This is a genomic window from Sphingomonas sp., from assembly GCF_024508665.1.
Taxonomy (GTDB): domain Bacteria; phylum Pseudomonadota; class Alphaproteobacteria; order Sphingomonadales; family Sphingomonadaceae; genus Sphingomonas.
The window spans coordinates 27,421-50,457 of sequence record NZ_JANINP010000001.1; the positions used below are offsets into that span (position 1 = coordinate 27,421).

The following is a 23,037-nucleotide window of genomic DNA, read 5'->3' on the forward strand; positions in this document are numbered from 1 at the left end:
CTGACGCGGTGACGTCACGACGCTGACACCGGCACGTCACCCGCCTGCAAAAACCCATCCCTAGGCGCGGCGCGACCGCAGCATCGCTGCATCAGCAAAAGGGATAAAAGGGTGGCCAACCGAGCACTTACCGTGCGCTGCGGACTCGTAGCGTTCCTCCTGACCGCAAGTCCGGCGGCGCTTGCCCAGAGCGCGCCGGTAGCCGTCGACAGCGAGGCGACGCCCGACGGGAAAACCAACCAGGACATCGTCGTCACCGGCCGCGCCGGCGCGGGCGAGCGCACCAAGCTCGATACCAGCTACGCAATCACCACGCTCAACAACGATGCGCTGCGCTCGCGCGCCGCATCGAGCGTGACCGAGACGCTGAAGTCGGTCCCGGGCTTCTGGGTCGAGGCGTCGGGCGGCGAGGGATCGGGCAATGTCCGCGCCCGCGGCATTCCGGTCGACGGCTTCGGATCGATCAACCTGCTCGAGGACGGTTTGCCGGTGCAGCACGATCCGGCGCTGGGCTATCTCAATGCCGACCAGGCGTTCCGCATGGACGAGTCGATCGACCGCGTTGAGGTCGTACGCGGCGGCCCGTCCTCGGTCTTCTATTCGAACGCGCCGGGCGGCGTGGTCAATTTCATCACCCGCAAGCCGGGCGACGAACTGTCGGGCCGCGCGCGCATGCTCTATGGCCCGACCGCAGACTTGTACCGCTTCGATGGCTGGATTGGCACGCCGCTGGTCGATGGCTGGAAGTTCGACATCGGCGGCTTCTATCGCAACGAGCGCGGCGTTCGCGACCCGGGCTATACCGGCAACAAGGGCGGCCAGATCCGCGCCGACCTATCCAAGGATTTCGGCAATGCGCAGATCGCGCTCAGCTACAAGCATCTGGCCGATAACGCGATCTTCTATACCGGCATCCCGCTGACCAAGGATTCGGACGGCAATATCGTCAGCCTGCCGGGGTTCGACGCGCATTACGATACGACTGCGAGCCGCGAGACCGCGTTCCTGACGCTGAAGAGCGCGAACGGACCGGTATTCTTCAACAACACCGACGGCACGCGCATCCGGCTCAACCAATATTCGGCCATGGCCGATTGGGAATTCGCGCCCGGCTGGAAGCTGTCGAACAAGGCGCGCTATCGCGACAGCAACACGGTGCGCAACGGCGTCTATCCGGCCTCGGTCAGCACCGCGGCGGCGCTGCTCACACAATATGGATCGTCGCTGCTCAAGGCCTATCCTGGCGCGACGAGCGTCCAGCTCCGCTACGTCGATACCGGCCAGGCGTTCGACGTGGCGAACCAGAACGGCAATGGCGACGTGTTCATCAACGCCGCGCGGCCGGTGACGGTCGACGAGAGCGAGTTCGTCGACGATCTCCATCTCGCGCACCGCTTCCAGATGGGCAGCATGACGCACGATTTCGCCCTGGGTTTCTATTACGCCCACATCCGCGAGACGTTCAAACGCTACTCGGCGTCGACCCTGCAGGACGTGTCGGGCAATTCGCGGTTGCTGGATCTGGTCGCGCTCAACGCGTCGGGCCAGGTGATCGGCGCGCTGACCCAGAACGGCGTCAGCCGTTACGGCTCCGAATTCGCCAACGGTTACGGCAAGTCGGACGTCTTCGCCCTTTACGGGTCGGACGAATGGCAGATCACGCCGCAATTGCGCCTCGATGGCGGCATCCGTTGGGAGAAGGTGACCGCCAAGGGTGCGCAGGAAGGTCAGAAGACGGTCAATCTCGGCGATCCGACCACGCTTGCCGACGATCAGGTGCTGACCGGCAACGGCGTCTTCACGCCCTATGACCGCAGCTTCGACCATGTCGGTTACACGATCGGCGCGGACTGGCAGTTCAGCCACAGCGCGGGCGTCTTCGCGCGTTACACCTCGGCGTTCCGCATGCCGAGCGTGGGTAGCTTCATCACCTCGGCCAACGCGCAGCCGGTGACGCAGGGGATCAAGATGTGGGAAGCGGGCTTCAAGCTCTCGACCCCGTTGGTCAGCTTCTACGCGACTGGCTTCCTGACCGATTTCGATGCCTATTCGATCGGCAATACCCAGTTCGACTCAAAGACGATGGGCTATATTACCCAGACCGTCTACACCGACACGCGCGATTATGGCGTCGAGCTGGAAGCCACGATCCGGCCGGTTTCGTGGTTCGATTTCGCGGTCAATGCGACGATTCAGGACCCGACCTTCCGCAACCTGAAATATAACGAGCTGTCGGGCACGACACTGATTCCGCGCAATTATTCGGGCAACCAGCTGCTCCGCGTCCCGAAGCTCGGGCTGCGCGCCACGCCGGCGGTGACTCTGCTCGACGGCCGCTTCCGCGCGCAGATGGATGTCGAACATTATTCGAAGCGCTATGCCGACGCCGCCAACATCTCCAAGCTGCCGGCTTACACCGTGCTCAACGCCAGCGTCCGGTTCGACGTGACCAAGAGCATCTCGCTCTGGGCCTATGGCGACAATCTGACCAACGCGATCGGGCTGACCGAAGGCAATCCTCGGGCGGGCGAGTTGACCAGCGGCCAGGCCAACGACCAATTGTTCATCGGCCGGCCGATCTTCGGCCGCAACTTCCGCTTCGCCGTCGACTTCGCCTTCTGATGCGTGCGGTTCGTCTTTTCGTCGCGCTGATCCTGGCCGCCATTGTCGCTCCTGCGGCGATGGCCGGTCAGGATCAGGTGCAGCCCGACGTGACCATGTCGGGCGTCGTCACCGGCAAGGATGCGATGACCTATCGCGAGGTGCCGTTCGACGTCCCCGCGGGTGTCGAGCGGATCACCGTCGCTTTGTCTTACGACAAGTCGAACAAGACGGTGATCGACCTCGGCGTCTGGGATCCCAAGCAGTTCCGCGGCTGGAGCGGTGGCTCGTACGACCGGGTGACGATCGCGGCGAGCGACGCCACGCCGGGCTATCTGCCCGGATCGATCCCGGCCGGCCGCTGGCACGTCCAGTTCGGCGTACCCAATGCTCGTCCGAACAGCAGCGCCGCCTACACCGTGAAGGTCTATTTCGATCGCGGAGCCGTTGCCCATGCCAGCGCCGCGATCGCCAACCCGCCACTCGTCGACAAGCCCGGCTGGTATCGCGGCGACCTCCATATACATGACGCCAACAGCGACGGCAGCTGCAAGAGTCAGCTCGGACGCAAGGTCCCGTGTCCGCTGTTCCGCACGGTCGAGGCGGCGAGCGCGTCGGGGCTCGATTTCATCGCGGTGACCGATCACAATACCGTCGCGCATTTCGACAATCTGCGCGAGCTGCAGCCCTGGTTCGACAAGATGCTCCTGATCCCGGGCGTGGAGGTCACCACGTTTCGCGGCCACACCAACATCTTCGGCCCGTCGCGCTTCGTCGACTTCCGCGTCGGTACGGCGGGCGTCCCCAATCTGCCCGCACTCCAAAAGAGCGTCGCCGCGGCCGGCGCGATCATGTCGATCAACCATCCGGCCTCGCCGAGCGGAGAAATCTGCATGGGCTGCGGCTGGCTATGGACCGACACCGACTGGTCGCTGGTAACCGCAATCGAGGCGGTCAACGGGACCCATGTCGAGGGGCCTTATGCCGGGCTCGGCTTCTGGTACGCGCGGCTCAACGAAGGCAAGCGTCTGACCGGCATCGGCGGCAGCGACACGCACGACCCCGATGGCCCGTCGCGGATCGGGCGGCCGACCACGGTGGTCTATGCCGACAGCCTGTCGGTCCCGGGCATCACCGCCGGGATCAAGCGCGGCAATGTGTTCATCGACACCGAAGGGACGCGCGATCGTTTTTTCGAAATGGCGGTCGTGTCCGGCGGGCGCCGGGCGGTGATGGGCGAGCGGCTGCGTCCGGACGCGACGCTGTCGATCGAACTGCATCTGGTCGCGGTGCGTGGTGCGGCGGTCGAGGTTGTCGCCAACGGCAAGGTCCTTGCGGGGCTCGGCTCGACGATCGACGGCGACGATGCGCGCGTGAAGCTATCGCTCGATCGCGCGCAAGCCTGTGGCTGGGTCAGCGCCAATGTGCGCGGCAAGACCGGGCTGCTGCTGATCGGCAACCCGATCTATATCGACTGTCGTTGAGACGTTGGTTCTCGTCGTTCGGTGACGGGCGTCCGGCGGTTGCCGCAGGGCGTCCGCAATCCCATCTCTTGTGGTGCGTTTTTCCCCAATAAGAGGTGCCCCGATGACGCTCCCCGCCGATCCCGTCTGGTTCATCACTGGCTGCTCGACCGGCTTCGGCCGCGAGCTTGCCAAGCTCGTGCTCGATCGCGGCTGGCGCGTGGTCGCGACGGCGCGCGGTAAGGACCGCGTCGCCGATATCGTCGAGATCGCGCCCGATCGCGCGCTGGCGGTCGAGCTCGACGTCACCGACAAGGCGCAGATCGACGCGGCGGTCGCGGCGGCGAAGGACAGGTTCGGCCGGATCGACGTGCTCGTGAACAATGCCGGCTATGGCTATCAGACCGCGATAGAGGAAGGCGAGGAGCAGGAAATCCGCGACCAGTTCGACGCCAACGTCTTCGGCCTGTTCGCGATGACGCGTGCGGTCTTGCCGGTGATGCGCGAGCAGGGCAGCGGCAATATCGTCAACATCAGTTCGGTCGGCGGTCTGCTCGGCTTCCCGGCCTCCGGCTATTATTCGGCGACCAAGCATGCGGTCGAGGGCTTCACCGATTCCCTGCGCGCCGAAGTCGCGCCGCTCGGCATCGCGGCGATGTGCGTCGAGCCGGGGCCGTTCCGCACCGATTGGGCGGGCCGTTCGCTGCGCCAGACCAAGAACCGGATCGAGGCCTATGCCGAGACCGCGGGCAAGCGCATGGCGATGACCAGCGGCTATAGCGGCGAACAGCCCGGTGACCCGGTTCGCGCCGGCGAGGCGATAATCGAGGTGGTCTCGCGCGCCGACGTGCCGCGGCACCTGGTGCTCGGCAAGTTCGGCTATGAGACGGCGGTCGCCAAGCTGAAGGAACGGCTGGCGATCATCGAGGGCGACCGCGACCTCAGCCTGAGCGCGGACTATCCGGAGATGGCCGAGGCGTGAATCGCTGAGCCGAGAGGAAGGCGGCGATCACCAGGCCGGCCGCGATCAACGTCGCGATCAGCCGGTCGATCAATAGCCCTTGCGCGATCGTCCCGCCGCCGCTGGTCAGCAGCAGGATCAGCGGCGTGGTGGCGGCGGTATAGGCGACATAGCTGCGCTTCCTCAGCCACGGGCTCGCCGCCGACAGTGCCGAGATGACGAGGACGAGCGCCCAACCCGGCAGCGGGTGGGAAGCGATTGCCTCGGTCGCCAGCACGCCCGCCGCGACTCCCATCGCACGTTGCATGACCTTCACTACCAGCCCGTCGCCTTGCCTTTGGGTCAGCAAGGCGACGGCGACCGCGATCCAGCTGTAATGATGCTGCGGCATTGCCTCGCGCAGGACGACGGCGCAGGCGAGACAGGCCATCAGCCGCAACGGATAGATCCAAGCTGCGATGGTGGCCAACAGCCTCCGCCAGCGACGGAATAATTGCGTGAAGCTGGCGTTTGATCGTGGCTCGGCCAGGGCGATCTGCCCGATCCCCCACCGTCGCGCCAGGGCTCCGATCGCTAATGCGCATAAGGCCGCCCAGATCGCCCCTTCGGCAATCAGAATGGTGAGCAAAATGCGGTCGGACGCATGCGTGGCGATGCCGAGCCCGATCGTGACGAACACGATGAAACGCTGGCTGGCGGCGGCAGCCGGCCGGCTGAATCCGCCGAGCAATGCGGCCATCCCCGCGACCAGCACGAGACTGGTGTCACTCCACCAGCCGTGGCGCGCGATCAACGCGGCGACGATGGCCGCCCCGATCGCCGCGAGCACGATGTCGCGAACAGTTCGCCAATGCTCGGCCAGGCTCGCGCCGCGCGGGGCGTTGCCGACCCACATCGCGCCGAGCGAGGCGGCGAGCCCCACCCGCGGATGTCCGACCAGCACTCCGATCAGTATCGGCACACCCATGCCGAGCGCGGTGAGCGCCATCGCCGAAGGATCGAGCGCATCCGCCCCGTCCCATTCCAGCGCTCCGCCGAACACCGCGCGGGTGCCAATGACGGCTCGAGAAAAAGCGGGTCTCATAGCCGCGCGGCTAGGGCCGGCCTCCACGATGAGGCAAGGAGATGATGAGGCGAGCTTAGAAAAGGACGGGATTCAAACCATCGCCGCCGCGACCGCGGTGCGCAGCGCCAGGGGATCGCACGGTGGGATCAGCGTCAAGCCGGGCTGCGGCGGCAACCCGCAGGCCTCGGTCGCGATCACGGGCAGACCAGCGGCGAGTGCGCGGAGCAGCGTCGCGGGGCGATGCTCGACGATTGCCGGCAGGAGCACGCCGGCAAGCTCTTCGGGCAGGCTTTGCATCTTGCGGACGTCGATCCGATGCCAGAAATCGGGACATTCCTCGCCCGGGCGCTCGATCAGCAGATCGATCTCCAAGCCCGCCATCGCATCGCGCATGGCATAAGCGCCTTTGCGCGCCAGCGCGGGACCCGCGAACAGGAACGTCTTGCCGCCGCGCCGGACGGGAAGCGGCTTGGCCGGCTGCCAGTCATGCACCTGGACGCGTCCCGGCGGAAAACAGGCCGCGACCGAGCGATGCGGGGTGATCAGGCGCACCGCTTCGCCCAGCGCTTCGCGCTCCGCGGCGGCGATCGCTTCGGGCGCGCGGAAATCGCCGAGCGTCGAACTTTCGGGATAGAGGTCGCGCGCGGCGTCGAGCACGTGGTGCATCGCATCGATCGGCAAACGGTCGAGCATCACTTCAAAGCTACGCCCCTGCAATACCCCCCTGCGCCAGAGATGCGGCAGCAACGGCTGGGCGACGATCAGGTGCGTATGCGTCGCGTCGAGCTTGCGCGCATAAGCGGCGGCCAGCCGCTCATCGGCCTCGATCAATGCGCGTGCCCGCGGCGTGCCCGGTCCTATGCTGCGCAACGCCAAGGAGCGGCGCAGCGCGGCGAGATCGGCGGTCCGTTCGGCGATGACCGCTGGCCAGCCTCGCGCAGCGCGACCGATCCGGCGCGAGGGCAACATCAGCATGTCCTCCCGGCCGGCGCGGTCGCTCAGCAACGCCCCGAATTCGGGGCTTGCGCCGTCGACCAGCCAGGCGGTCGGCGTACCGGCTTCGATATCGTCGGGATCGTGGCGATGGCAGCTGACCTGACCGCAGGTCAGGCAATCGTGCGCCGTCAGGCCGATCGAGAAATCGGGCACGGACAGGGAAGGGGTCGCGATCTTTCCGCGGATCGTGAGCTCGAGTTCGTCAGCGGTCAGCCGCGCCTCGATCCGGAAAGGACGAGACGAGCGGACGCGGAAATCGAGATAATTCCAGAACACCGTCGCGTCGCGCCCCGCCTCGGCGCGCGATCCCGGTACGATCCGGGTATGGGCGTGGCGTTCGACGACCTGCAGGCCGGCGTCGAGTGCTGCCTCGTGCAACGCGTTGGACAATTGGCACAGGCCGCCGCCGACCGTCGCGATCATGCATCCTTCTCGGAGCTCGCGTCCTTCGACGAAACCACGGCGGCGGAGCGGTTTGCCGACCTGTTTCCAGAAGCTCAGCACCTCGCCGGCGGCAACCTCGATGCCGTCGAGTCCGGCGATCGCCGCGCGCAAATTCTGAATCTTCCCGGCGTTGAGCGCACGATCCTTGGCGCCGCCGCGGGTGGTCCAGAGCGGCGACCGGATCGTCGCCAGCACCGGTGCCGATGTCAGCATCGTGCCGCGACGGTGCCGTTTGGGCGCATTGAGCGACAAATCGGCGCTCGCGCGGCGTAGCCGCAACAAGGCGGCCTTGGTCTCGAACACCAGATTGCCGATCCGCGTCGGCACCGCACGATCGGGCAGTGCCGTGACGTTCGCCAGCCGATCGCTCATCTGCTGCCTCCTCGCGCGATGCGATTATGGCGCAAGTTCGGGACAGGTGTAAATCGCTGGCTCTTGCGCCGGCTAACCCAGGAAGTTGCTCAAAATATCGGGGTGGAAGCCGAGCTTGGCGAAGCCGCAAATGCCCATGAAGATGCCGAACGCTCCGAAGAACCAAGATCCGAACAGCAACATCGGACTTTCCGCAAGCGCCGCGACGGCGGCCATCGCGATCGCGGTGGAAATGGCTGCTTCGCTGGCGTCGAATTGGTCGTCATGCACGTTGAGTGCGTCGTAGTTGTCGGCCTGCGCCTGGGCCTGGGCCTTCAGCTTGGGCGTCTCGCTGCGATATTTGGCGATGTCGGCGTCGAGCCGGGCGAGCGTCGCTTTCGACGCCTCGCTGGTCGCGGCAGTGGTCGCCAGGACGGCGATCTCGCTCCGCGCGGTTTCCGAGATATGCAGCTTGGTGCGGGTCGCCTGATATTCGTTCCAGCTGTCGACCGAATCCGCCTTCGCCTGCTGCATCGTCTGGACGAGGTTGCCGTCCTTGATGTTGCACAGCCCGGTGAAGATCGACAGGACCACCACCGTCAGCGCCACAGCACGATTGAGCCTCTTGTCCTTCGCTTCGGCGCTGACTTCGACTTCCACGCTTTGTCTCCCGCTCGTGACAGGGCGCCTCTTTCGGCCGGTTTCGGCAGCTCGTAAATATCAGGGATGACGGTGCGCTGAACGAACCGCGTGCGGCCAGCGCACGATAATGCAAACGAAAGGGGCCGGGAGATCGCTCTCCCGGCCCCGTCCTATCGTTCAGGCTTCGGCTGGTCGCTTACGCGCCCGCAACCTCGGCCGTGTCGATCTTGATGCCCGGGCCCATCGTCGAGCTGACGGCGAGCTTGCGGACATACTTGCCTTTGGCGCCCGACGGCTTGGCCTTGACCACCGCGTCGACGAGAGCGTCGAAGTTCGCGCGCAGGTCTTCCGCCGGGAACGACGCCTTGCCGATGCCCGAATGGATGATGCCGGCCTTTTCGACGCGATATTCGACCTGGCCGCCCTTGGCCGCCTTGACCGCGCCCGCGACGTCCATCGTCACGGTGCCCAGCTTCGGGTTCGGCATCAGGCCCTTGGGACCCAGCACCTTACCCAAGCGACCGACGATGCCCATCATGTCCGGGGTCGCGATGCAGCGATCGAAGTCGATCGTGCCGCCCTGGACGATTTCCATCAGGTCTTCCGCACCGACCACGTCGGCGCCGGCAGCGCGGGCCTCATCGGCCTTGGCGCCCTTGGCGAACACGCCGACACGGACGTCCTTGCCGGTGCCCTTGGGCAGGGTCACGACACCACGGACCATCTGGTCGGCGTGGCGCGGATCGACGCCCAGGTTGATCGCGACTTCGATCGTCTCGTCGAACTTCGAGGTGGCATTGGCCTTGGCCAGGCCGATCGCCTCGTCAACGCCGTGCAGCTTCTCGCGGTCGATCGTGATCGCCTTCTGCTTCTTGCTCACGAATGCCATTGGTTCAGCCCTCCACCACTTCGAGGCCCATCGCGCGGGCGGAGCCTTCGATGATGCGGGTCGCCGCGTCGATATCGTTGGCGTTCAGGTCCTTCATCTTGATCTCGGCGATCTTCGACAGCTCGGAGCGCTTGATCTTCCCCGCGGAGACCTTGCCCGGCTCCTTAGAGCCCGACTTCAGGTTGGCGGCCTTCTTGATCAGGAACGTCGCCGGCGGGGTCTTGGTCTCGAACGAGAACGACCGGTCGGCATAGACGGTGATGACGGTCGGGATCGGCGCACCCTTTTCGAGGTCGCCGGTCGCCGCGTTGAACGCCTTGCAGAATTCCATGATGTTGACGCCGCGCTGACCCAGCGCCGGGCCGATCGGCGGCGACGGATTGGCAGCGCCCGCGGGCACCTGCAGCTTGATATAGCCTGTGATTTTCTTTGCCATTATTCTCACTCTGTAGTGGGCGAGGGGGCTGGGCTCCCGCGTCCAGTTCAAGTTTAGCGGTTAGACGGGCCCGCAACGCGAACCCTCCCGCAATTCCACAGCTGTAGCTTAGGAAGGGCGGGCCGATAGCGGAAATGCAGCGAGGAAGCAACAGCGTTGCACCCGCACACGATTAGCGAAGCTAATTGTGAGACGGGGCCCGTCCGGCCGGCCTCGCGACGCGAGGTCCGACGACGCGGGATTCACTCCCGCGTCGGACGTCTGCGGGTCGGGGCACATCTCCCTCTCCCCATCGGGGAGAGGGCCGGGGAGAGGGGCAGTGTGTCTCACTGACCGAGCCAACTGCCCCTCTCCCGACTTCGCCCGGCTTACGCCGGGCTCGTCTGCCCTCTCCCCGGAGGGGAGAGGGAGATAAAGAAGGACTTAAACTGCTCGGGCCGACGCGGGAGTGAATCCCGCGCCTCCGTCGGACAGGTCGCGTTTCGCGGGCCTGCCGGCCGGAAGTTCGCTGTCTCGCGGGCTAGCTCACGCTAGCCGCGTGCAGCTCACTTCGAGCGCTCAACCTGTTCAAAGTCGAGTTCCACCGGCGTAGCACGCCCGAAGATCGACACCGAGACCTTGACCTTCGACTTGTCGAAGTCGAGCTCTTCGACCACGCCGTTGAACGAGGCGAACGGGCCGTCGAGCACCTTGACCGAATCGCCGATCTCGTAATCGACCTTGACCTGCTGGCGCGGGGCGGAGGCGGCGGCCTCTTCCTTGCTGTTGAGCATGCGCGCGGCTTCGGCGTCGCTGATCGCCTGGGGCTTGCCGTTGGGGCCGAGGAAGCCGGTCACCTTGGGCGTGTTCTTGACCAGGTGATAGACGTCGTCGTTCATCGCCAGCTTGGCCAGCACATAGCCGGGCATGAACTTGCGCTCGACCTGCACCTTCTTGCCGCGGCGGGCTTCGGTGATCGTTTCGGTGGGAACCTCGATCTGCTCGACGAGCTGTTCGAGACCCATGCGGGCAGCCTCGGACATGATCGCATCGCGGACCTTGCCCTCGAAGCCAGAATAAGCGTGGATGATGTACCAGCGTGCCATGGGAGACCTTATTTCGCGAGGCTCAGCAGGAACTCGACGCCCGTGTCGAACACCTTGTCGATGGCGAAGAAGAACACCGCCAGGATGACCGTCATGATCATCACCATCACCCCGGTCATGATCGTCTCGCGACGCGTCGGCCACACGACCTTGCGCGTCTCGGCCTGGACCTGCCGGATGAATTCCATCGGGGACGTTTTCGCCACGTGCCTGAACCTATGTAATCGTTGCCGAGATTGGGGACATAGGACCGCCGCCCGGTCCCTCAAGGGGCACGGACGACAATCAATCCCGATTTCGGATTGAGGGCGGAAATAGCGCCGCACCAATCGGAACGCAAGCGCTCGCGCGGAAGCGACCGTTGCATCGATGCGGCGATCAACGGTTCGTCGCGATTAACCAATTTTGCTGGGATCGCGCTCCCCCCACTATCGTTGGGCGAGCGTCCGATATGCGACCGCCTTACTAGGGAACTCCCATGGAACTCGACCACGCCACCATCCGGATTCTCGCGGCGATCGAGCGCGAGCAGGAATACCGGGCGGAAGAGGAAGAGTGGCAGGGGAGCTCGGATTCGAACCGAGGGCCTTCGGTTTTGGAGACCGACGCTCTAACCAGCTGAGCTACACCCCTGTGCGGCGGATGCCTGTAGCGCCACCGCGCGCGGGCGGCAATAGTTAGTCGTCGCGGTTTGTCACGCGGCCGTTTCAGGCAGCGGCAGCTTCGTTGCCCCAGTCGCGCGACGCCAGCGCGCGCGCTTCGCTGACCGGAAGCGGGCGGCCGAAATAATAGCCCTGGACCTTGGTGCAGCCGAGGTCCTGAATCAGGCGATGTTCCTCCTCGGTCTCGACGCCTTCCGCGGTCGTCGCCATGCCCAGGGATTGGGCAAGCGCGACGACGGCGCGAACGATCGCGATCGGCTCCTTCTGTCCCTTGGACGCGCCCTGGACGAAGCTGCGATCGATCTTGATCGTCGAGAAGCGCGTGCGCGCGAGATAGCCGAGCGACGAATAGCCGGTGCCGAAATCGTCCAGGCTCAGGCGCACGCCAAGATCGAGTACGCGTTCGAGCACCTGCACCGCGACGGTGCCTTCGCGCATGAACACGCCCTCGGTCACTTCGAGCTCGAGCCGTTCCGGCGGCAGGCCACTATTGGCAAGCGCCGAGGCGACCACCGATACGAATGCCGGATTGTGCAGCTGTTCGGGCGATACGTTCACGGCGACGCGCGTCGGCGACGGCCAGCGCGCAGCCTCGTGGCACGCTTCACGCAATACCCATTCGCCCATCGGCACGATCAGTCGCGCATCCTCCGCCAGCGGCACGAACTTGCCGGGCGAAATGACGCCCAGTTCGGGATGGGTCCAGCGCAAGAGTGCCTCGAAGCCGGTGAGATTGCCCGATCCCGCGACCACCACCGGCTGGTATTCCAGGTGCATCTCACCTTTTTCGAGCGCCTGGCGCAGCGCCATTTCGAGTACGCGCCGCTCTTCCGCCTTGACGTGAAGCTGGGGTTCGTAGGTGTGGAACACGCCGCCGCCGGCATCTTTCGAGCGATAGAGAGCGAGGTCGGCGGAGCGGATCAGCATTTCCGCGGTGCGGCCGTCACGCGGGCCGATCGCGACGCCCACCGAAGCTCCGATATAGAGCGTGTGCACGTCGACCTCGTACGGCCGCGACAACATCTCGATGATCGCCTGCGCCAGCTTCTCGACGCGGGCCGTGTCGGACGCATCGCGCACCACCACGGCGAATTCGTCGCCGCCGAGCCGGCCAACGACCTCATTGTCGCTGACCAGATGGCCGAGCCGTTCCGACACCCGTCCAAGCAGTCGATCGCCGACAGGATGGCCGAGCGAATCGTTGACCGCCTTGAAGCGATCGAGATCGATCATCATGAACGCGCAGCGCGTGCCCCATTTCTCGGCCTCGGCCATCGCCCGGCCGAGTTGCTCGTTGAGGTGGAGCCGATTGGGCAGGCCGGTGAGCATATCGTACCGCGCCATGCGGTTGATCTTGTCGGCCGATTCGCGCTGGGCGGTGACGTCGGATCCCACGCCGCGAAAGCCGATAAAGGCGCCATCGTCATCGTGGCGCGGGCTGGCAGCGAGCGCGAACCATCGTTCGGTGTCACCGACCTGCACCGGCAGCAGGATATCGCGAAACGCCTCGCGATTCTTGAGTTTGTCGGCAAGTACGCGCAGCCCGGAGGAGAAGTCGCCGCTCTCCCAATGGACGCCGGCGAGCGCCTGGAGCAGCGGCATGCCGTTGATCTTCACCGGATCGAGATGGACCGAACGCGCGAAGCGCGGACTGGCGCGGACGATGCGCCGCGCGCTGTCGGTTTCCCACAGCCAGTCGCCATCCTCCTCCTCGAATTCGCGGAGCAGCAGGCTGACGGTTTGGTCGCGTTCCGACAGACCGATTTCGTTGGCGCGGATCACCACCAGCGCTTTTCCGCGCTGGAAGCAACTGATCATCAGCAGGACGACGAACAGCATCGTCGCGGCGGCCAGCAAGGGACTGCCGATCAACAGCAGCATGACGGCGATGGCGGTGCCGAGGATACCGAGGAAGCTGAGCGTCGCCAGCGGCAGTGCCGCCATCGCCACGGCCGACGCGGTCAGCATGACGGATAATACGATCCAGAGGCCCATGGCAGTGCCGATATCGGCGCGCGACCCCAATGCCAGCGGCGGGATCGACCAGACGCACGCGAGCGCGATTCCCTCCAGGACGGTATCGCGCACATCGCCCAGCGTCGCCGAATTGGCGTCGCGATGGCGAGAGGCGAGGCGCCGCATCGTCACGCCGACGCCGACTAAACCGGTCAGAACCGCCCAGCCGATCAACATCGCGCGCGGTACCTGACTGTCGAACATCATGACGACCAGCGCCGCGCCGATCACATTGGCACCGAGCAGGAACAAGGCGAGCTGGCGTCCGGCGTGCAATTGCGCCGCCCGAATCGGGCCCCAGTCGGTGGTGTCCGCCGGGTCATAGAGGCCAAGCAGCGCACGGACGTCGATCCGCGGGGTGGCGAATTGGGAAGAGGGCTCCGTGCTCACGCGCTGCGGATAACGCCTGCAGGGTTAGCGAAGAGTTAGACGCGTGTACGATTTATGACGAATTTACGCCGATGGGAGGATGAACAAGCGGGATTCGCCGCCAAAACTGCAGAAAATGCGCATGCTGCGCCACGATCCGCGTTTGGCGGAGTCGCGCGAGCGTTCAGGCGGCGATCGCGTACGGCTTGATCTCGCCGGCGAGGTACAGATTGCGCGCCTTTGCCCGGCTCAACTTGCCCGAACTGGTGCGCGGCAATGTCCGCGGCGGGATCAATTCGATCACGCAGTTCATGCCGGTGACCGACCGCACGCGCTCGCGAATCTCGTCGCGTAGGCGCAGGCGTTCGGCTTCGTCGGAGGTCCGGCATTGGACCAGGACGGCGGGCGTCTCTTCGCCACCCGGCGTGGTGATCGCGAAGGCGGCGATGTCGCCCGCCTTGAACCCGGGCAGTTGCTCGACCGCCCATTCGATGTCTTGCGGCCAATGGTTGCGGCCGTTGACGATGATCATGTCCTTGGCGCGACCGACGATGTAGATATAGCCGTCCGACATATAGCCCATGTCGCCGGTATCGAGCCAACCGTCCTGCATGCAGGCCGCGGTCGCCTCGGGATCGCGGAAATAGCCGACCATTACCGACGGCCCCGCGCACCAGACCTTGCCGATCGCGCGCTCGGGCAGCGGCGTGCCGTCCTCCTCGCGTATCTCGATCTTCATGTCGCGCGCTGGTTTCCCGCAATTGACGATCGCGCGATAACGCTGCGGCCGATCGTGGCGACCTTCCTGGCCCGACAGCTGGGTTTCCTCGACCAGTTCGACTCGAATGCCTTCGCCCGGCGGCATGATCGACACCGCCAGGGTCGCCTCGGCCAGACCGTAGCTGGGCAGGAATGCGGTGGCCTTGAACCCGGCGTCGCCGAACGCGTCGACGAACGACTGCATCACGTCGGGGCGGATCATGTCGGCCCCGTTGCCGGCGACGCGCCAGCGCGACAAATCGAATCGATCGCTCGCCTTGGTCTGGCTCGACATGCGGCGCGCGCAGATGTCGTAGCCGAACGTGGGCGAATAAGAGAGCGTCGTGCCCGGATTGCGGCTGATCAGGTCGAGCCAGGCGAGCGGGCGGCGCGCGAAATCCTCGGTCTTGAGGTAATCGGTCGACACCTGGTTGGCGACGATCGACAGGAAACAGCCGACCAGTCCCATGTCATGATACCAGGGCAGCCACGAGACGCAGCGATCGCCGTCGCCGACATGCATGCCGTGGCTGTGCGCGGCCAGATTGTTCAGCAGCGCATGATGCGTGATCGCGACGCCGTGCGGGAAGCGCGTCGATCCGCTCGAATATTGCAGATAGGCGACGTCCTCACCCACGGCCTGCGGCAATTCGGCCGCGGGGGCAGGGCGCTCGGCGAAGCTCGTCCAGTCGATTCCCTCGACATTCTGGATCCTTGCCGCTTCGGCGCACATCGCGCCGATCTCGGGCGGATAGATCAGCATCGTCGGGTCGCAGCTCTTGAGCTGGACCGACAGCTGGTCGATGTAGCTTTGCGCGCCGCCGAAGCTGGTCGGCAGCGGTAGCGGCACCGGCCAGGCGCCGGCATAGACCACGCCAAAGAACAGGCTGGCGAACTCGACGCCGGTTTCCGCGATCAGCGCGATACGGTCCTCGGGCTTCACGCCCGACGCGATCAGGCGGCGGGCCATTGCCAGCGCGTCCTGCCGCATTTCGGAAAACGGATAAGCGCGGACCAGCGTGCCGCGCGGATCGTGGAAATTGAGTCCGCGCACGCCTTGCGCGGCATAGTCGAGCGCTTCGCCCAACGTCGCGAAATCGGCCAATCGCCGCGGCAAGGCGTCGTCGGTCGGAGTCGGCTGTAGGCTCTCCGTTCGCTCGCCCACCACGTCAGTCGCCATGTCTAATGTCATCACCTTCGCGCCCATGTTCCTGCAGCTCTTACCGGCCGCTTCATGCCAGCGACGGCCCCCTGCCGCCCGCACGCGTTCAAATTCGGTTGTCAGTGTGGCACAAACATGGCGACATGGCCCGAGTTCCTCGTCAATCCGCCCCGCCGCTCGACCGTTCGAGCCTCGAACGGCTGGCGTTGCGCTATGTCGAGCGCTTCGCAACCACGCGCGGGCGGCTGACGGATTATCTCCGCCGCAAGATACGCGAGCGGGGCTGGGATGGGGAAGCAGCCGATCCGGCGGGGATCGCCGATCGCATGGCCGAACTCGGCTATATCGACGATCGTGCCTGGGGAGAAGCCAAGGCGAGCAATATGGCGCGGCGCGGATTGGGCGCGCGGCGCGTGGCAGGGGTATTGCGCCAGGCGGGTATCGACGGCGACGACGCCGATGCCATCGCGCCGGCGGTCGCCGATCGGTCGGTCGGCGCCGCAATCGCTTATGCCCGCCGGCGGCGGATCGGTCCGTTCGCCGACCAACCGGGCGATCGCCCGACCCGCGAAAGGCACGTCGCGGCGCTGCTCCGCGCGGGCCATTCGTTCCAGCTGGCTCGCGCGCTGGCCAGCATGAATCCCGGTGACGATCCCGCCGAATTGCTGGAATAGAACGGCTCCGAAACGAGCCGCGCTAACCCTTTGGCTTTCATCGTGATCGTGCTACACTGGCCGTTCGCAGGGGGTGACTGTGCGCGTAGAATCGCAGCTGGAGTCGGGCGACCGCCCGCTGGAGTCTTTGGGAGAAGTTGACGTCGGGGCCCTGGCGGACGGCGAATCGCATCATCGCGGCGTCGTCAAATGGTTCGATGTGACGCGCGGTTTCGGCTTCCTGGTCGATGACGATCAGGCCGGTGACATCCTGATCCACTTTTCGGTGCTCCAGCCGCATGGCCGGCGCAGCCTGCCCGAAGGAGCGCGGGTCGATTGCGTGGCGGTTCGCCGCGACCGCGGCTTGCAGGCAAGCGCGATCCTGGCCATCGATCTGTCGACCGCGGTCGAGCCGCCGCCGCGCGTCCGTCCCGATGCCGATCGCGTCGATCCGGTGTCCATGCTTGATCAGGCCGGCCCGTTCGAACCGGTCGCGGTCAAATGGTTCAATCGTCTGAAAGGCTATGGTTTCCTGGTGCGCGATGCCGACTCGGCGGATATATTCGTGCATATGGAAACGCTGCGCCGCGCCGGCCTGCATGAGGTGGAGCCCGAGCAGCGCTTGAGGGCAAGGGTCGTCGAGGGCCGCAAGGGCCCGCTGGCGGTCATGGTCGAACAGGACTGAATTTCATGAAGTTCCGGTATGTGTTGCTGCCCTTGGCGCTGTGCGCCTTACCGACTGCCTGCTCGCAGAGCGATCCCGCGAGCGCGAACAGCGATGCATCAGCAAAGACGATCGCACTGACCATCGCCAGCAGCAACGGCGCCCACGCTTTCCAGGTCGAAGTCGCCAAGAGCGCGGCCGAGCAGGAAAAGGGGCTGATGTTCCGCACCGACATCCCCGACAATGGCGGGATGCTGTTCTGGCCCTATCCAGCCGGCGGCGGCGCACCCAAGGAAGCCAGTTTCTGGATGAAGAATACGCCGAGCCCGCTCGACATCATCTTCATCCGCGCCAACGGTACGATCGCACGCATCGCGGAAAATGCGATTCCCGAAGACGAAACGCCGATCCCGTCGGGGGAGCCGGTGGCTGCGGTGCTCGAGCTCAAAGGCGGGCGCAGTTCCGCATTGGGCATTGCCGAGGGTGACAAGGTGACCTGGACCGGCAGGTGACCTTGCGATGGCAGCTTTCGCCGGGAAGACGTTGGCAGACGTTGAACGCCGGACCGTCAGCCGCTAAGCGCGGGCCATGGGTATCAATCTCAATCCCTTCACCTGGTGGACCGGCGCGACCTGGGGCACGATGGCAGGCCTTCTCGGCAAGGAACGCGTCGGCGAGGATGACCTCGGCAACGTCTATTACCGGGGCGGCAAGGACACCAACGGCAACCCGCGGCGCTGGGTGATCTACAACGGCGCCAACGACGCCAGCCGCATTCCGCCCGAATGGTTCAGCTGGCTGCACCACCAGATCGACGACGTGCCCGATCGCGCGCTGCCGGCGCAGCGCCGCTGGGAAAAGCCCGCCGTCCCCAATCTGACCGGGACCGCCTTGGCCTATCGGCCGCCGGGCGCGCTCGAAAAGGGCGGGCATCGCGCGCCTGCCACGGGTGATTACGAAGCCTGGACGCCGGAAGGATGAACTGGCGCCGCGTCGGCGGTATCACCGCGCTGGCGGCCGGGATCGGTGCTGCCGGCTGGGCCGGCTATAATTGGTACCAGACGCCGCCGGCGCCGCCGCCCGATGCGGTGGCGACCGCCGCGCCGACCGCGCTCGACGATAGCGGTCAGTCGGGCGGCGTCGAGACGATCGATGTTTCGGGCGACGCCTCCAATCCGACACAAGGCGCGACGCCGATGAACCAGCGCGTCGCGACGCTCGGCCTGCTCAACAAACGCAACAGCCAGACGCGCGATCTGACGATGAAACCCGGCGAGGCGATTCGTGTCGGCAATGCGATCGTCCGCCTGCGCGCATGCGAGGAAACAGCGCCGTGGGAAGCCGAGCATTATACCGGCGCCTTCGTCCAGCTCGACATCGAACAGACCGACAAGCAGTGGAAGCGGGTATTTTCAGGCTGGCTGTACAAGGAGCGGCCGAACCTGAACGTGGTGATCGATCCGATTTACGACGTCTGGGTCAAGAGCTGCACGATGTCCTTCCCCAAAGGCGGGGCGGACACGGTGACGGCGCCTGCGGAATCGCCCAAATCGGGCAGCCGGTCGAGCGCGCCGAAATCTCCCGCCGCGACGCCCGACACCGCAGCGCCGAGCGAGCCGTCGATCGCCGCGCCCAGCAACGCGACGTAATCGCTCCGGCTGATCTCGATCGCGCCCAACGAGGCGAGATGCGGCGTCATGAATTGGCAGTCGAGCAAGGTGAACCCGCCCACGCGCAACCGCGCGACGAGCCAGGCGAGGGCCACCTTTGAGGCATCGGTCGCGCGGCTGACCATCGATTCGCCGAAGAACGCCCTGCCGAGCGCGAGGCCGTAGAGACCGCCGACCAATCGATCGCCGTCCCAGCATTCGATCGAATGCGCGCGGCCCTGATAATGAAGCGTGGTGAACGCGCTTTCGATCGTCGTGTTGATCCACGTCTCCGGCCGGTCGGCAGCGCTTTCGGCACAGAGGGCGATCATATCCTCGAACGCTGCGTCGGCAGTGACGCGGAATCGGTCCGCGGCGATGACCTTTCTGAGCGACTTCGACAGATGGAAACCGTCCAGCGGCAGGATGGCGCGCTTGCGCGGTTCGACCCAATAGACTCCCGCCGCATCGCGGGAGTCGGCCATGGGGAACACGCCGACGGCATAGGCGCCGAGTACGAGATTGGGATCGAGAACCTCATAGGATGGCTCTGGAGGGGGTTTCATCGCGCCAGCCGTTTCTCGATTGTCTGCCAGAGCGCCGCAAAAGCGCGTGCCGCCGCCGAGCTTCCTGCGAACTGACCCACCGCCGCGCGGCGATCGCCCATCTGTTCGACGATGCTGGCCATCGGAATCACCGGCCAATCGGGGTGCGCGGTTACCGCTTCGCTGTGCAACCGGCGCCGGCGATCGACCATGACATGGACCGGCAGCACCTTGGCTTTGCCCAGCGACGCGGCCATGTCGTCGAAGGCGCGCTGCGCCAGCGGTGAGGGGATGACGGGCACGACGATCAGGTCGGCAGCGCGAATGACCTGTTCGCTCGTTTCGGTCATGCCGGGCGGGCAATCGAGGATCACCCGTTCATAATCCTTGGCCAACGACGCCAGCAGCTTTTGCAGCCGCTTCTTCTTGTCGAGTTCATGGAACAGTAGGTCGAGCCCGCGCAGCGACGTATCGGCGGCGATCACATCGAGGCGTGGGATCGCCGTTGCGCGCGCGAGCTTGCTCGGTTCGACTTCCTTGGTGAATACCGACTGCGCGTCGGCCTTGCTCTTTTTGGTGGGCAACAGAAAGCTGCTGGCCGCCTGGGGATCGAGATCCCATAGCAATGTCCGCCGCGATGAGAGCGTAGAGGCAGCCCAGGCCAGATTGACTGCCAGCGTCGTTTTGCCGACGCCGCCTTTCAGGCTGTAGATCGCGATTGTCGCCATGCCCGCTCCTGTTGGGCTACGACCGCAAAGGTGCCCAATATGGGCAATTGATGCAACAGCGGTCCGCGCCGAAACGCGGACCGCCGGGTTGGAATCAGGCGTCGCAGGTCTGGGCAGGCTTGCCCGGCGCGGTCAGCTTGATCGATTTGGGCGTGCCGGATACTTCCCAGCCGCCGTCGCCGACATAGGGCTTGCCCGCTTCCGGGGCCTTCAGCACGACCGCGGCGGCGTCCGACGGCGCCGACACGGTAAGCTGCTTGTCGCCTTCGAAAAAAGTAACGTGTGCCAATGAGTTATCGCCATGGCAGCGCATCGAAACCTCGGCCTTGATCGCCGGCGGAAGCTCGAATTTCGGCTTTTCGGCGACCGTCTTGTTTTCGACGCTGGTCGAGTTCTCGACGGTCGTGGTGCTGGTCTTGGATTGACAGGCCGTCAGCGCCAGGAGCGCCACGGCGGTTGCGGGGAGAAGGGGGGTCTTCATAGGGGTTCGCGCTTCGCGCACGCAGCAGTGAAGGTCAAGATATAACCATTTTGGGCCGTTCCGGTCATGATGCGTTGCAACAAAAGTGTCATTCGTGAAATTCGTCCATATCGGGGATACGGCCGAACGCAATTTTCGTACCGACGCGATCGATCCGTCCGCCATAAAAAGGGCCCAGTGAAACCGCGTGGCGGCCGAATTTTTCATTGAGCCTGTCCATCGCGCGGCTGAGCGCCAGACCGCGCGTCTCCCGAGCCAGCGGGTCGTCGGGGTCGAGATGCTCGAACAGCGACCCTTGCTCGCCGGCGATCGGCACGATTTCGTTGAGCGTCACGCCGATCATCCGTACGCGCAGCGAGCCGTGACGCTGCCGCCCTTCTTCGGCCAGCTTCGGGAACAAGGCGTCGAGCGCGGCGAGAACCTGGAAACTGTCCTGCGTCGGTGCCAAGCGGCGGCTGGTTTGCCACACGGTCTTGTCCTGCTCGAAGCGGACATGCAGGACCAGCAAACGTGCGGCATAGCCCTTTCGCCGCAGCCGGCTCGTCGCCTTTAGCGCCAGCCGCCGCGCTGTCAGCCGTACCGGCTCGAGCCCGCGCTTGCCCGGCGACAGCACATGGCTGTGCCCGATCGACCGCGTCCGCGTCGCCTTGTCGGGCAGATCGACCCCGTGGAGCAGATACCATAGACGATCGCCATTGGTGCCGCCCCAGGCGGTGCCGGCATCTCGCGGGCGGCGCTCGCAATACTGACGGATATCGTTGACGCCGTCGCGCGCCAGCCGGCGCTCCATGTTCGCGCCGATCCCCGAAATATCGCGCAATGCCAGCCCGAACAGCCGCTGCGGCAATTGCTCCGCGGTCAGGACGATCAATCCGTCCGGCTTCTGCATGTCGGACGCCAGCTTGGCGAGCAGCCGGTTGGGCGCGATCCCGACCGACGAGGTCAGGCAATCGCCGACATTGGCGCGGATGCCGGCCTTGATCCGCCGAGCCAATGCTATCGCCTGATCCGGTGAATTCTCGTTATCGAGCAGGCGGCACGCGACTTCGTCGATCGAACAGACACGTGTAACGGGGATGTGCCTCCAGATCTCCGCGATCACGGCGTCGTGGAATTCGACATATTTGTCGTGGCGGGCGGGTGCGATCAGCAACTCTCGGCACAGCCTCTTTGCCTCCCATACCGGCGTGCCGGTGGTGATGCCGTATCTTTTGGCCTCGACCGACGCGGCGATCGCGACCGTGGTGTCGGACCCGACCGGAGCGACGATCACCGGCTTGCCGCGCAACGCGGGATCGAGTTGTTGTTCGACGCTGGCGAAATAGGAATTGAGGTCGAGGAACAGCCAGCGCAGCGGGCGTGGCGGTAGCGTCAACTCGACCGACAGGCCGTGCGCGTCGCACGGGGTGGGGGTTATCGACTCGACCGGCCTCATTTTGGAACATTACCCGAACATTGGCGCGTGGGACAGGTCAGAGATAGTCGCCGAGCGCGGTCCACGCCTCCTGCTTCGCCGCGATGCCGATCGTGTGCAGGGGGCTGCTCGACGGCAATGCGATCAGGTCATATCGCTGGGCGTGCTTGTCCATCAGTTGCAGGCCGATCCTGTGCGCGGTGCCGCCGTTGAAGGCGATCGCGCGCAATCGGGGCAGCGTCGCGGCAAGCTGCACGAGATCGTTGGGGGCGTGATCGCGGATCGCGGCGTCGCTGCTGCCGGTGCGCGTGGCGGTCGCGACGACGTCCCACAGGCCAATGTGCGCATCGAGCAGGACTGCGAGCCGGTCCTCATAGTCCATCGCTGCGAGGTCGCGGCCAACGACGGGGGAGAGCAGCCGCCAGAACTGGTTTTGCGGATGCGCATAATAACGTTGCGCGGCGAGGCTGCGGTCGCCGGGCAGGCTGCCGCAGATCAATAATTGCGTTCGCGCGTCGACGACCGGCGGGAAGGAGCGTTTGAGTGTCACCGCCTCACTGTAGCGCGGCCGGCCAGACACGTCCCGCCTTGACCGCGCTGCCGGATCGGGTGACGATCCTCGACAATCAGGGAGGTGGGCATGAAGCGAGTGCTATTGGTAGGCGCGATCCTGGCCATGCTGTCGGGATGCGGCGGCAGCCAGACGGCGGTCGGTCAGAATTCGGCCGACTCGATCACCACCACGGCCGTCGGCAATGTCGTGGCGACAGTCCCGAGCCCGACGCCAACACCGGCAGAGAATGCAACCGCGGCGGTGGCCGACAATGCGGCGGCGCCGGACGACGGCGCGGCGACCAATGACACGTCGGCCAACGCTTCGGCGAGCAGCGCCGCGCATCAGGAGTAAGATTTAAAACTCCTCTCCCCTTGTGGGCGCATCGGGTCGGTCATGCCCTCGGCATGACCTAACGGCGCGGGGCGCTGTTTACCTGATGCGGAAG

General features: G+C 65.4%; 22 protein-coding genes, 1 tRNA gene and 1 pseudogene. 9 read left to right on the forward strand and 15 right to left on the reverse strand.

Going from position 1 to position 23,037, the window contains the following annotated elements; genetic code table 11:
- The first annotated feature begins 111 nt into the window (after positions 1-111).
- From Q0L25_RS00125 to Q0L25_RS00135, 3 genes are all read left to right on the forward strand, one after another.
- Positions 112-2,622: a TonB-dependent siderophore receptor gene (locus tag Q0L25_RS00125; RefSeq protein ID WP_296610843.1), complete on the forward strand. Its 2,511-nt coding sequence runs from the start codon at positions 112-114 to the stop codon at positions 2,620-2,622.
- A complete protein-coding gene (locus Q0L25_RS00130) occupies positions 2,622-4,085 on the forward strand; it encodes a CehA/McbA family metallohydrolase (RefSeq protein WP_296610844.1) in 1,464 nt (487 codons plus the stop codon). The genes Q0L25_RS00125 and Q0L25_RS00130 overlap by 1 nt, the downstream gene beginning before the upstream one ends.
- A 103-nt stretch (positions 4,086-4,188) precedes the next feature.
- Positions 4,189-5,046, forward strand: coding sequence for an oxidoreductase (locus Q0L25_RS00135; RefSeq protein ID WP_296610846.1), 858 nt, complete (start codon positions 4,189-4,191; stop codon positions 5,044-5,046).
- Here the strand turns inward: Q0L25_RS00135 and Q0L25_RS00140 are convergent.
- From Q0L25_RS00140 to Q0L25_RS00185, 10 genes are all read right to left on the reverse strand, one after another.
- Positions 5,006-6,109, reverse strand: coding sequence for an FUSC family protein (locus tag Q0L25_RS00140; RefSeq protein WP_296610848.1), 1,104 nt, complete (start codon positions 6,107-6,109; stop codon positions 5,006-5,008). The two genes, Q0L25_RS00135 and Q0L25_RS00140, sit on opposite strands and share 41 nt — an antisense overlap.
- Positions 6,110-6,181: 72 nt before the next feature.
- Positions 6,182-7,903 (reverse strand): VanW family protein, encoded by a 1,722-nt coding sequence (locus Q0L25_RS00145; protein ID WP_296610849.1) that lies wholly within the window; start codon positions 7,901-7,903, stop codon positions 6,182-6,184.
- 72 nt (positions 7,904-7,975) lie between these two features.
- Positions 7,976-8,542: a DUF4337 domain-containing protein gene (locus tag Q0L25_RS00150; RefSeq protein WP_296610851.1), complete on the reverse strand. Its 567-nt coding sequence runs from the start codon at positions 8,540-8,542 to the stop codon at positions 7,976-7,978.
- A gap of 178 nt (positions 8,543-8,720) precedes the next feature.
- Positions 8,721-9,413 carry a 50S ribosomal protein L1 gene (gene rplA, locus Q0L25_RS00155; protein WP_296610853.1) on the reverse strand — a complete coding sequence of 231 codons (693 nt, stop codon included), beginning with the start codon at positions 9,411-9,413 and terminating at the stop codon, positions 8,721-8,723.
- A gap of 4 nt (positions 9,414-9,417) precedes the next feature.
- A complete protein-coding gene (gene rplK / locus Q0L25_RS00160) occupies positions 9,418-9,849 on the reverse strand; it encodes a 50S ribosomal protein L11 (protein WP_296610854.1) in 432 nt (143 codons plus the stop codon).
- Positions 9,850-10,394: 545 nt separating this feature from the next.
- Positions 10,395-10,934: a transcription termination/antitermination protein NusG gene (gene nusG, locus Q0L25_RS00165; RefSeq protein ID WP_296610855.1), complete on the reverse strand. Its 540-nt coding sequence runs from the start codon at positions 10,932-10,934 to the stop codon at positions 10,395-10,397.
- Between the two features lie 8 nt (positions 10,935-10,942).
- Complete coding sequence (gene secE, locus Q0L25_RS00170; protein WP_084239095.1) at positions 10,943-11,140, reverse strand: preprotein translocase subunit SecE; 198 nt, start codon at positions 11,138-11,140, stop codon at positions 10,943-10,945.
- Between the two features lie 350 nt (positions 11,141-11,490).
- Positions 11,491-11,567, reverse strand: a tRNA-Trp gene (locus Q0L25_RS00175).
- Positions 11,568-11,641: 74 nt separating this feature from the next.
- Positions 11,642-14,002, reverse strand: coding sequence for an EAL domain-containing protein (locus Q0L25_RS00180; protein ID WP_296610858.1), 2,361 nt, complete (start codon positions 14,000-14,002; stop codon positions 11,642-11,644).
- A 163-nt stretch (positions 14,003-14,165) separates the two neighbouring features.
- Positions 14,166-15,920, reverse strand: a complete 1,755-nt coding sequence (locus tag Q0L25_RS00185; RefSeq protein WP_296610859.1) for a fatty acyl-AMP ligase — start codon at positions 15,918-15,920, stop codon at positions 14,166-14,168.
- Between the two features lie 125 nt (positions 15,921-16,045).
- On the opposite strand from Q0L25_RS00185, the gene Q0L25_RS00190 reads away from it, so the two are divergent.
- From Q0L25_RS00190 to Q0L25_RS00210, 5 genes and pseudogenes are all read left to right on the forward strand, one after another.
- The gene (locus Q0L25_RS00190; protein WP_296610861.1) at positions 16,046-16,576 is read left to right on the forward strand and encodes a RecX family transcriptional regulator; all 531 of its coding nucleotides are present in this window, start codon (positions 16,046-16,048) and stop codon (positions 16,574-16,576) included.
- Between the two features lie 127 nt (positions 16,577-16,703).
- Complete coding sequence (locus Q0L25_RS00195) at positions 16,704-17,240, forward strand: cold shock protein (protein ID WP_296611398.1); 537 nt, start codon at positions 16,704-16,706, stop codon at positions 17,238-17,240.
- 5 nt (positions 17,241-17,245) lie between these two features.
- Positions 17,246-17,731 (forward strand): DUF192 domain-containing protein, encoded by a 486-nt coding sequence (locus tag Q0L25_RS00200; RefSeq protein WP_296610862.1) that lies wholly within the window; start codon positions 17,246-17,248, stop codon positions 17,729-17,731.
- 76 nt (positions 17,732-17,807) lie between these two features.
- The gene (locus Q0L25_RS00205; RefSeq protein ID WP_296610864.1) at positions 17,808-18,200 is read left to right on the forward strand and encodes an NADH:ubiquinone oxidoreductase subunit NDUFA12; all 393 of its coding nucleotides are present in this window, start codon (positions 17,808-17,810) and stop codon (positions 18,198-18,200) included.
- A 281-nt stretch (positions 18,201-18,481) separates the two neighbouring features.
- Positions 18,482-18,649, forward strand: a pseudogene (locus Q0L25_RS00210) (DUF2155 domain-containing protein); the annotation flags it as partial.
- A 35-nt stretch (positions 18,650-18,684) separates the two neighbouring features.
- Here Q0L25_RS00210 and aat read toward each other — a convergent pair.
- The 5 genes from aat to Q0L25_RS00235 all read right to left on the reverse strand — a co-directional run bounded on the left by aat (position 18,685) and on the right by Q0L25_RS00235 (position 22,616).
- Positions 18,685-19,434, reverse strand: a complete 750-nt coding sequence (aat, locus tag Q0L25_RS00215; RefSeq protein WP_296610866.1) for a leucyl/phenylalanyl-tRNA--protein transferase — start codon at positions 19,432-19,434, stop codon at positions 18,685-18,687.
- Positions 19,431-20,141: a ParA family protein gene (locus Q0L25_RS00220; protein WP_296610867.1), complete on the reverse strand. Its 711-nt coding sequence runs from the start codon at positions 20,139-20,141 to the stop codon at positions 19,431-19,433. The genes aat and Q0L25_RS00220 overlap by 4 nt, the downstream gene beginning before the upstream one ends.
- A 94-nt stretch (positions 20,142-20,235) precedes the next feature.
- Positions 20,236-20,622, reverse strand: coding sequence for a hypothetical protein (locus Q0L25_RS00225; RefSeq protein WP_296610869.1), 387 nt, complete (start codon positions 20,620-20,622; stop codon positions 20,236-20,238).
- Between the two features lie 88 nt (positions 20,623-20,710).
- Positions 20,711-22,057 carry a type VI secretion protein ImpB gene (locus tag Q0L25_RS00230; protein ID WP_296610870.1) on the reverse strand — a complete coding sequence of 449 codons (1,347 nt, stop codon included), beginning with the start codon at positions 22,055-22,057 and terminating at the stop codon, positions 20,711-20,713.
- A 37-nt stretch (positions 22,058-22,094) separates the two neighbouring features.
- The gene (locus Q0L25_RS00235; RefSeq protein ID WP_296610872.1) at positions 22,095-22,616 is read right to left on the reverse strand and encodes a DNA-deoxyinosine glycosylase; all 522 of its coding nucleotides are present in this window, start codon (positions 22,614-22,616) and stop codon (positions 22,095-22,097) included.
- Positions 22,617-22,676: 60 nt separating this feature from the next.
- Here Q0L25_RS00235 and Q0L25_RS00240 point away from each other — a divergent pair, with 60 nt between their 5' ends.
- Complete coding sequence (locus Q0L25_RS00240) at positions 22,677-22,943, forward strand: hypothetical protein (RefSeq protein ID WP_296610873.1); 267 nt, start codon at positions 22,677-22,679, stop codon at positions 22,941-22,943.
- Positions 22,944-23,037: the final 94 nt, after the last annotated feature.

Bases quoted from the DNA above. Each gene is read 5' to 3' on its own strand.
- Q0L25_RS00130 (WP_296610844.1), top strand. From the start codon at position 2,622: ATGCGTGCGGTTCGTCTTTTCGTCGCGCTGATCCTGGCCGCCATTGTC.
- Q0L25_RS00135 (WP_296610846.1), top strand. From the start codon at position 4,189: ATGACGCTCCCCGCCGATCCCGTCTGGTTCATCACTGGCTGCTCGACC.
- Q0L25_RS00140 (WP_296610848.1), bottom strand. From the start codon at position 6,109: ATGAGACCCGCTTTTTCTCGAGCCGTCATTGGCACCCGCGCGGTGTTC.
- Q0L25_RS00145 (WP_296610849.1), bottom strand. From the start codon at position 7,903: ATGAGCGATCGGCTGGCGAACGTCACGGCACTGCCCGATCGTGCGGTG.
- rplA (WP_296610853.1), bottom strand. From the start codon at position 9,413: ATGGCATTCGTGAGCAAGAAGCAGAAGGCGATCACGATCGACCGCGAG.
- rplK (WP_296610854.1), bottom strand. From the start codon at position 9,849: ATGGCAAAGAAAATCACAGGCTATATCAAGCTGCAGGTGCCCGCGGGC.
- nusG (WP_296610855.1), bottom strand. From the start codon at position 10,934: ATGGCACGCTGGTACATCATCCACGCTTATTCTGGCTTCGAGGGCAAG.
- Q0L25_RS00185 (WP_296610859.1), bottom strand. From the start codon at position 15,920: ATGGCGACTGACGTGGTGGGCGAGCGAACGGAGAGCCTACAGCCGACT.
- Q0L25_RS00190 (WP_296610861.1), top strand. From the start codon at position 16,046: ATGGCCCGAGTTCCTCGTCAATCCGCCCCGCCGCTCGACCGTTCGAGC.
- Q0L25_RS00200 (WP_296610862.1), top strand. From the start codon at position 17,246: ATGAAGTTCCGGTATGTGTTGCTGCCCTTGGCGCTGTGCGCCTTACCG.
- Q0L25_RS00205 (WP_296610864.1), top strand. From the start codon at position 17,808: ATGGGTATCAATCTCAATCCCTTCACCTGGTGGACCGGCGCGACCTGG.
- aat (WP_296610866.1), bottom strand. From the start codon at position 19,434: ATGAAACCCCCTCCAGAGCCATCCTATGAGGTTCTCGATCCCAATCTC.
- Q0L25_RS00220 (WP_296610867.1), bottom strand. From the start codon at position 20,141: ATGGCGACAATCGCGATCTACAGCCTGAAAGGCGGCGTCGGCAAAACG.
- Q0L25_RS00225 (WP_296610869.1), bottom strand. From the start codon at position 20,622: ATGAAGACCCCCCTTCTCCCCGCAACCGCCGTGGCGCTCCTGGCGCTG.
- Q0L25_RS00230 (WP_296610870.1), bottom strand. From the start codon at position 22,057: ATGAGGCCGGTCGAGTCGATAACCCCCACCCCGTGCGACGCGCACGGC.
- Q0L25_RS00240 (WP_296610873.1), top strand. From the start codon at position 22,677: ATGAAGCGAGTGCTATTGGTAGGCGCGATCCTGGCCATGCTGTCGGGA.